This is a genomic window from Flexithrix dorotheae DSM 6795 (genome assembly GCF_000379765.1).
Lineage (GTDB): Bacteria > Bacteroidota > Bacteroidia > Cytophagales > Flammeovirgaceae > Flexithrix > Flexithrix dorotheae.
Map to the genome: position 1 here is coordinate 2,477 of NZ_KB903500.1, position 8,379 is coordinate 10,855.

The window sequence follows — 8,379 nt, forward strand, 5'->3', positions numbered from 1 at the left end:
GAGCAAGACACTGAATCGATGTTAGATTGACAAATGCTTCGATTCCTGTTAAATCTGTAATCGTAGAATACTGATTGATTGAAATTTGCCCGGTAAAAGCAGTTGCTTCTGAACATTGAATTTCAGAATCTGAGTTTGTGTTTATGGAAGTATTTCCAACCAAATAAGCTTTAAAATTAGCATCTGGAATGTTGACATTCTGAGCCAGGGCTCTCAAACTTACCAAAGCTAGCGCGACTGTAATTAGTAATGTTTTTTTCATACTTCCTCCTTTTAATTAGCTGATTTAATTACTTGGCAGGCAATAACCTGCTATGTGTTTTTTACTGTTAAACTTCATTTCAAATGAAAACTTTCTGCTTCAAGCCAAGCAGGATAAAGTAAACGGGGTAAACCTACCTGAAGGGGTAAATCTGACCTAACTTCCAGGGGGGACAAATTAGGGGACAAAAACATAAGTAGCTCTATATCAGCAACTTTAAAAACCGACAAAAATCCTTATAATTTGAGGAGGTAATCTTTAAGTCTGACTGAATCTGGCAAATTCAATTTTCTTCTGGCTCTGCTTCTGGCCTTCTTTACACTGTCAGGAGCAATGTTCAAAATGTTGGCAATCTCTTTTTGCGAATAGCCAATGCTAACCAATGTGAGCAGGCGGGTTTCCGACTTGGATAAATCAGTATGCTTTGTCAACAGGGAGGTGATGAAATCGGGGTGTAATGTTTTAAATCGTTCTTTAAAATCGTCCCAGTCAGCCTCGCATGTAAAGGAGTTTTCAATTAGCTTAAAAACGCTGACAAGGTCGGTGCTTTTTGATGCCAGGAGCTGTTCCTTTTCTTGCAGTGCTATACGGCTCATTGAAAGTTCTTTTTCCAGCCTTTCATTCATGGTGAGCTTTTGTTTTACCAAAATTGTCATAAAATAAGTAAAACCAATAAATTCGGTAAGTGTTCCTATTTTGATATAAACAAATGGGTTGCTAGGAAAAACCTGAAAATGACCATCAATTAAACCAATAATTATAAAAGTCAAAAAGAAAGATAAGGCTATCAAATAGTATTTAAGTTCTTGTTTTCTTGACTTAATAGAAACTAGTACAAAGCCGAAAATTAAAAGCAAATAGAAAAAAGATAATACGTTTTCATAGTAGTGCAGGTACTGAACAGATGTATTATAAAAAAGGAATTGATATAGGGTGTTTCCTCCTAAGATTACTATCAATGTTATCATTGAATACTTATAAAACAGAGGGCTTATTTTCTTTATGCCTAAAAATTTGGTAGTGAATATTATTAATGATAACACCCAAATTCTTACTGATAGAAATATTGAATGGTCTAAAAAAAGTTGGCTAAAATTAAATTTGTAAAAATAGCCGTCAAAACTGGTATACATAAATAAGGAGGCTAGCATATAAAAGATATAATATGCATATATCTTGTGATTATGTAGGTTCCATAAATATACGTTTAGAATTAGGAGTGTAATAACGGAGCCGAGAAATACAATGCTCCAGATTATATTTTGATTAACTATTGAGTTGTATTCCTCTATAGTAATCAGCTTCGGAGATGCGTCAGTACTTCTTCCATCAGATTGGCTGGTGATGATGTAGGTTGCCTTTTCGTTTGGGTATAAGTCTATCTTAAAATTAGGATAAGAGTTGTTAAACGTTCTACTGTCGTAACTTGAATTATTGCTGATTTCTTCAATAAGTACCGATCCTATCCTACTTGAATCTAGTTTGTAGAAAGCATAATTCCGGTTGAACAAATCATTGTTGGTAAACATCAAAGTTCTATAAGAATCTGAATTGTCTATCTCAAGTTTAATCCACAAGTTTCCCTTATAAAACCCAAGGTTTAGGTCATTGAAGGAGTTAAATTCTACATTATGAAAATCATTTACGCTTTGCTCAACGCCTTTGGCTACCTTGAAAGAATAGTCTACATTTATGGGATTCTCATCTGAGCAAGAAGAAAAAAATAAAATACCCGAGAGAATCAAAAAAATACACAGGTGGTTTTTGTTTTTCAATTTTAGCTTTAGGTTGAACAGGGCCTAAAGTTAGCAAAATTGGGAAAAAACTGAAATAATGTTTTGGTGAGGTTTTACCCTCAAAGCGTATTTAAAATTTAGGTTTTCAACCCAAAACTGGACGTTTGCAGCGAAACAGTTAAAATTTAAACATACTCTCATTAAAACCTGATGAAAAAATTAATTGTAAAAAATCTCTCAAGCTTATCTGGTGCTGGAATGTTTTGAAAAATGGCATAGAATTGCCACTCGGTCCCGCCAATTCGAGCTTTTAGAAACACAAAAAATGTATACTGAAATTGAAATTACACAGAGCTTTTCCAGACCAAAACCCTATTAGATTCTTTCTCCATAAGAAAAATTCAGAGGGAGCACCGGTGGACCCTCCTGAATTTGATCCCTCATTATTTGAAACAGTTTATTTTTTACTTCTTTGGTAATAGGTTATAATACTTGCTTTTGCTAATGTATTATTCCATAAATAATAACCAACAACAGCTGGATTTGTATTTTCATTTAATCCCAGTTTTTCCGTTTTTAAAGCGTAAACTGTAATAATGTATTGATGTAAACCGTGACCTTCAGGAGGACAAGGACCTCCGAATCCTTTGGCTCCGTAATCTGTGATGCTTTGAATAACACCTTTGGGTGTTAAGTTTAGTTCTGTGTTTCCTGCGCCTGAAGCTAATTCGTTTGTGCTGGTTGGAATGTCAAATACAATCCAATGCCACCACCCACTTCCGGTTGGGGCATCAGGGTCGTACATAGTTACAGCAAAGCTCTTAGTTCCTTCTGGAGCATTTATCCATGATAGTTGTGGAGATTGGTTGTTTCCCGTACAACCAAAACCGTTAAATTCTTCATTAATCGTAGCTTCTCCACCTAAGTCTTTACTGGATAATGTAAAGGTATTTTGACTATATACTGAACTTGAAAAAGCGATTAGTACTGTTAAAATTTGAAATGATTTTTTCATAAGATTTACGTTTAAATTACAAGTCCAAAATTATGAGGGGACTTACAAAATCTTATGTTTCTTTTCATTCAAAAAGTATTGATAAAAGCTCAAGTTGATTGGTACTGTTTTGGTGTGACACCATATTTCGCTTTAAAAGCTTGAATGAAATTTGAAAGATTTTCATATCCTATTTCTTCAAAAATGTCCGAAGGTCTTTTAAACTGACTCTTTAGTAGAAATGCAGAATGTTCCAGCCTTTTTTCTTGAAACCACTTGCTGGGTGAGCTATTGAAATGTTTTTGAAACTCTCTTTTAAAAGTAGATACACTCATATTTGATAAAAAAGCAAGCTCTTTTATAGTGAGTTTGTTTAATTGATTCCCTTCAATAGTTTGAATAAACTTTTGGCTTTGGTTAGTATTACTGATTAAAGAATAGAGAAAATCGACTCCTTTAGAATCAATGAGGTATAGCATTATCTCCTCAAACTTAGTTTTTAAGATTTTTTGTTGCAAGGACATCGAAAGCTTTGATATATCAATAAGGCTATCTACAAATCTTTTTGTGAAAGAATCATAATCAAAAGAATAGGTGGAATAGACACTTTTAGAGTTGATTAGTTGCAAGTCAAACTTCTTTATAAACCTTAATACATCCTCAGTAGAAAAGAAGAATAAAAGACTCCTGTAATATTCAGAAATTTTAGAGATTTTTTCAGTCATTAAGCAATGTCCAGATTTCATTAGTAGAAATTGGGAATTATCTATTGCATATGAAGAATTATCAAAGAAAACCTCTTTTTTCCCTTCTTGAAGAAAGCTAAACGTATTTTTATTCAAGATGATTTGTTGTTTGGAAATTTCCTCAGTGCTTTTGTAATCATAAATTTTAATCGATAGAGAAGTGTCCAGATTTAACTCGTCTGGAAGTGTTATAGTTTTCATTTGCTGTAATTGTCTCCAAGGTTACTTGCATCAAGCCTGGCTGATTTCAGGTTACTAAAGGTATGGCTTAACCCATAATCTATCTGCAGTCCTGACTATCTACGAAGAACTAAAGCCATGTGAACCACAAACCAGCTATAATTTCATACCGCAGGTTGAACCAAACCTAAAGGTAGCAAAATTGAGTAAAAACTGAAATAATGTTATAGGAAGGTATCACCAAACCATATAATGATATGAAAAAATTAATTGCCAATAACCCTGAAGCTTTTCTGGTGCTGGAGTGTTTTGAAAAATGGTAAAGAATTGCTAATCGATCCCTCCAAAACGGGCTTTCGGAAACACTAAAAATGAATACCAAATGGAAATTATCTAAAAAAGGCCATTCCTAACAAAACCATCCCCACCAGCGTTTGATCCCTTATTATTGGCAGCAGTTTTTTGGTTAGTTAAAGGATTGCCTAAATTCCAAAGGTGAGAGTTGTGTTTTTGATTTGAAAAGTTTACTGAATGATTGTGAATGTTCAAAGCCTAATTCGTAGGCAATTTCACTTATGGTAAGGTTGGTTGTAGATAATTTTTCTTTAGCTTTTTCGATTAATTTTTCGTGAATGTGTTGTTGAGTATTTTGTCCTGTTAGTACTCTAAGTAGGCTGCCTAAGTAACTTTGTGAAACATTCAATTCCTCGGAAACAAATTGAACTGATGGCAAGCCTTTTATTACTATATCATCACCGTTAAAATAGTCTGTTAATAGTTTTTCCAGGCGTTCTAAAATTTGATGATTAGCTTTTTCCCTTGTTATGAATTGACGATTGTAAAATCGTTCGGAATAGCTAAGCAAATTTTCAATATGCGTGCTGATAATTTGTTTGCTGAATTTGTCAATACTGGATAGATACTCTTGCTGAATGTTTTGAATAATATGGTTGAGGATAGATTCTTCCTTAGGCGAAAGGAATAATGCCTCATTTATGGCATAACTGAAAAAATCGTATTGCTTAATTGTTTTTGCCAAAGCTGTGCCCCAAATAAACTCAGGATGTATCAGTAACAACCATCCTGATTTTACAGACATATGATCTTTGTTAACCTCTACACGAAATACCTGATTTGGCGCCATAAAAAACAGTGAGCCTCCATCAAAATCACAATGCTGATATCCATACCTAAACTTAGTGTGGGATGATTTTTTTAAAGAAATAGCATAAAAATCAAGTACCCAGCTTATGGAATTGTTTTCATCCGAATGCTTAATGGAAGCATAATCTATCACACTAATTAAGGGATGTTCTGGTAATGGCAGACCTCTGAATCTATGAAATTCACTAATTGTTTTAATTCTATTAGGTTTTTTGTTTGCCATAAGTGATAAAGATAATTATTATTGATTGTAGAAGCTTGCAAATTCCTTTGCAAAATCAGAGAATTTCACTTTGCCAAATGTGGGTTTATGTAAATTGAAGTCTTCGTAGATACTTCCGTTTCGTTGGGCTGCTTGCATTGCCACATAGTCTTTCGCAATTTGTTTATTCATTCCAAACTTTAGTAAACCATCCAAATATTGCCCATCAGTTATGGTTACCCATTTTAAGTCAGGTTTTCCGATTGTATTACCCAATATTTCTGCAATTTCAGTGCTCGAAACTTCATCACTAGCTACATAACGAATTTTTCTATTATCAAATGGACGGCCGAATTCTTCCGCAATTACATTTGCAATATCGTAAGGCGAAACCCAAGGTTCCTTTTCTTTACTGCCAAAATTAGAAACGATAATGCCTTGAGATTTAATAGTTGGAATTTGACCTAATAAATTCACGTAAAACCCCACTGGTCGAATAAATTTAATGACAACTTTTTCTGGAAGTTGGCCCAGTATTGTCTCTGCTAAATGATGGAATTTCAAGATACCTACACCTTCTGAAGTATGAGCTCCTATACTACTAAGATGAATTACTTTTTTTACGGAAGATTGCTCAATCGCCTGTTTGTAATTGTGAGCAATTTGGTTGATGTATTTCAGATAATCAAAATCAGGATTGAAGAAGCCAAATGTTTCCATACAATACACTGCATCTGCACCTTTAAAAGTTTCCATTAGAAAGGATACATCTTCCATTGTGCCTATAGCAGCTTTTGCTCCCATTTTCTCAATTTCTTTTTGTTTTTCAGGATTGCTGCTTATAACTGTTATTGAACCAAACCTAAAGGTAGCAAAATTAGCAGAAACCTGAAATAATGTTATGCTGTGGTTTTACCAAACCGTATAACATTATGAAAAAGCTAATTTCTCAATTACCAGAAGGATTACGTGTATTGGAATGTTTTGAAAGGAGACTGCGGGTTGCCAATCGATCCGAGCAAACAATTCGGAATTATATTCGTGGGGTTAGGGGCTTGATGGAATTTCATGGTTGTCTACCAAGGGAATTGGAAATTGATCAGGTGATTGATTTTTTACATGATCTACAGGTGGAAAAACAACGCAACTGGCGGACGATTAAGATCTACGTTGCTGGACTTCGCTGGTATTATCAGCATATGGCAGAGGATGTGGGTATGGCCTCTCAAATTCCCTACCCCAAAGAAAAACCGACTCTGCCTCAGGTACTCAGCAGGGAAGAACTGACCCTGATTTTTAACTCCTGTCTTAATAAAAAACACCGTGTCATGTTTAGATTACTCTACTCTTCAGGCCTTAGAAGAGGGGAAATTCTACGCTTAAAAATTACTGATTTACTCACTAAAGATGGAAAATGCCAACTGCGCATCAATCAGAGTAAAGGTGGTAAAGATCGACTGACTGTTTTATCTGAGAAGGTTTTGATTGAACTTCGAGAATATTACCGAAGTTATCGACCTAAAATATTCCTGTTTAATGGACGACTGAAAGGTACTCCCATGAGCGCTGGTGGATTGCGCCATGCCCTGAATGCTGCTGTAAAAAGAGCCGGGATCAACAAAGAAGTCAACCTGCATATCCTGCGCCATTGTTTTGCTTCTCATGCCCTGGAAGAAGGCATCAACCTGAAAACGCTGCAACACCTGATGGGACATAGTTCCATTCAAACCACCATTATTTATTTGCACATTAGTGATGTTCCGCTGATCAAAGCCTTTAGCCCGCTGGATTCCTGGGAGAAGTAGCCATGCCTTCCATGGCTGAAGTGTTCAATCGGTTTGGGGATGATTATCTCCAAAACAATAGGGTAAGTATTGAACAACTTCAATTGATGCAAAACATCCGGCAATGCCGCACCAAAATATTAGGTGGTCACAAAGTTTGTTGTAATCACTGCGGGCATATTAAAGTGCATTACAACTCTTGCGGCAATAGAAACTGCCCCGGATGTCAGGGAGTGAATAAAGAAAAATGGATTCTGGAAAGAAAGTATGATCTTTTACCAGTCCCTTATTTTCATCTGGTTTTTACGCTGCCGGCTCAACTACGTGCTATTTGTTTGCAAAATCAAAAACTGATCTACAACGTATTGTTTACTTCGGCTTGGGAAACTTTGGATACTTTCTCCAAAGACCCCAAACAAAAGCTTCAGGCCAAAATGGGGATGATTGCAGTACTGCATACCTGGACTCAGCAGTTGTTATATCATCCCCACATTCATTGCATCGTTCCAGCTGGAGGAATGGGTGAAAATCAAGAATGGAAAACTTCAAAAACTAAAGGACGATTCCTGTTTCCACTTAAGGCTCTTGCCAAAACTTTCCGAGGAAAATTCATGGAGAAACTGCTCTGGCTTTATCAGGATAAAAAACTGAAACTGGAAGGGAAAATTGCTACACTCCACAACCCTGAAGTTTTCTGGAAACTCAAAAGAAAACTCTATCAGATCAATTGGGTGGTGCATACCAAAAAACCTTTTTCCAGTCCTGATTTTGTGTTGGAGTATCTTGGTAGGTACACCCACAAAATTGCTATATCCAATTACAGAATCAAACATATTGGCGATAAAAGTGTCACTTTTTCCTATCTGGACAGGGCTGATAACAACCAGAAGAAACTGCTCACTTTGCCAGCTGAAAAGTTTATCAGCAGGTTTTTACTCCATGTGCTACCCAAAAGGTTTTGTAAAATCAGGCATTATGGTTTCCTTTCCACACGGGTTAAAAAAATNACCCTGCCCAAGGTAAGGGAAAGTCTGGGCATGCCAGAAGCGGAGGAAAAACCAGTGTTTACCGTAAAGGATATCCTCAGGATCACCAAAGGAATTGATCCGGATATTTGCCCGGTTTGCAAAAAGGGGAAAATGTATACTGCAGAGGAATACCCAAGACCAAGAGGTTCTCCCAGAATTGCGGTGATATGGGCAGAAGTTTTATAAAATATGGAAGGAAAAACCGTTTCCAGCAAACGGATGGGAATATTATGCCCTTGGCAGTATTAACCTGCTAATTTGGACTTTTGCAAATAATAAAAAT

At 35.9% G+C, this 8,379-nt stretch carries 7 protein-coding genes and 1 pseudogene; 2 read left to right on the plus strand and 6 right to left on the minus strand.

Features of this window, described 5'->3' with window-relative positions; translation table 11 throughout:
- From A3EM_RS48020 to A3EM_RS0137270, 6 genes and pseudogenes are all read right to left on the minus strand, one after another.
- Window positions 1–262, minus strand: a pseudogene (locus A3EM_RS48020) (hypothetical protein); the annotation flags it as partial.
- A 236-nt stretch (window positions 263–498) separates the two neighbouring features.
- On the minus strand, window positions 499–2,037 hold the full coding sequence (locus A3EM_RS0137245; RefSeq protein WP_020533338.1) for a 7TM diverse intracellular signaling domain-containing protein: 1,539 nt from the start codon (window positions 2,035–2,037) through the stop codon (window positions 499–501).
- 418 nt (window positions 2,038–2,455) lie between these two features.
- The gene (locus A3EM_RS0137255; protein WP_020533340.1) at window positions 2,456–3,013 is read right to left on the minus strand and encodes a YbhB/YbcL family Raf kinase inhibitor-like protein; all 558 of its coding nucleotides are present in this window, start codon (window positions 3,011–3,013) and stop codon (window positions 2,456–2,458) included.
- Window positions 3,014–3,102: 89 nt separating this feature from the next.
- Window positions 3,103–3,939: a helix-turn-helix domain-containing protein gene (locus A3EM_RS0137260; protein ID WP_020533341.1), complete on the minus strand. Its 837-nt coding sequence runs from the start codon at window positions 3,937–3,939 to the stop codon at window positions 3,103–3,105.
- A gap of 445 nt (window positions 3,940–4,384) precedes the next feature.
- Window positions 4,385–5,305, minus strand: coding sequence for a helix-turn-helix domain-containing protein (locus A3EM_RS0137265; protein ID WP_020533342.1), 921 nt, complete (start codon window positions 5,303–5,305; stop codon window positions 4,385–4,387).
- Between the two features lie 18 nt (window positions 5,306–5,323).
- Entirely contained in the window at window positions 5,324–6,187 is an 864-nt protein-coding gene (locus A3EM_RS0137270; RefSeq protein WP_044240981.1) for an NmrA family NAD(P)-binding protein, read from the minus strand.
- Between the two features lie 29 nt (window positions 6,188–6,216).
- Here A3EM_RS0137270 and A3EM_RS44905 point away from each other — a divergent pair, with 29 nt between their 5' ends.
- Both A3EM_RS44905 and A3EM_RS44910 read left to right on the plus strand, forming a co-directional pair.
- Window positions 6,217–7,089: a tyrosine-type recombinase/integrase gene (locus A3EM_RS44905; RefSeq protein ID WP_020533344.1), complete on the plus strand. Its 873-nt coding sequence runs from the start codon at window positions 6,217–6,219 to the stop codon at window positions 7,087–7,089.
- A gap of 2 nt (window positions 7,090–7,091) precedes the next feature.
- Window positions 7,092–8,282 carry an IS91 family transposase gene (locus tag A3EM_RS44910; protein WP_020533345.1) on the plus strand — a complete coding sequence of 397 codons (1,191 nt, stop codon included), beginning with the start codon at window positions 7,092–7,094 and terminating at the stop codon, window positions 8,280–8,282.
- Window positions 8,283–8,379 lie beyond the last annotated feature (97 nt).

Excerpts from the sequence above, each read along its gene's own strand:
- A3EM_RS0137265 (WP_020533342.1), bottom strand. The coding sequence starts at position 5,305 with ATGGCAAACAAAAAACCTAATAGAATTAAAACAATTAGTGAATTTCAT.
- A3EM_RS44905 (WP_020533344.1), top strand. The coding sequence starts at position 6,217 with ATGAAAAAGCTAATTTCTCAATTACCAGAAGGATTACGTGTATTGGAA.
- A3EM_RS0137255 (WP_020533340.1), bottom strand. The coding sequence starts at position 3,013 with ATGAAAAAATCATTTCAAATTTTAACAGTACTAATCGCTTTTTCAAGT.
- A3EM_RS0137260 (WP_020533341.1), bottom strand. The coding sequence starts at position 3,939 with ATGAAAACTATAACACTTCCAGACGAGTTAAATCTGGACACTTCTCTA.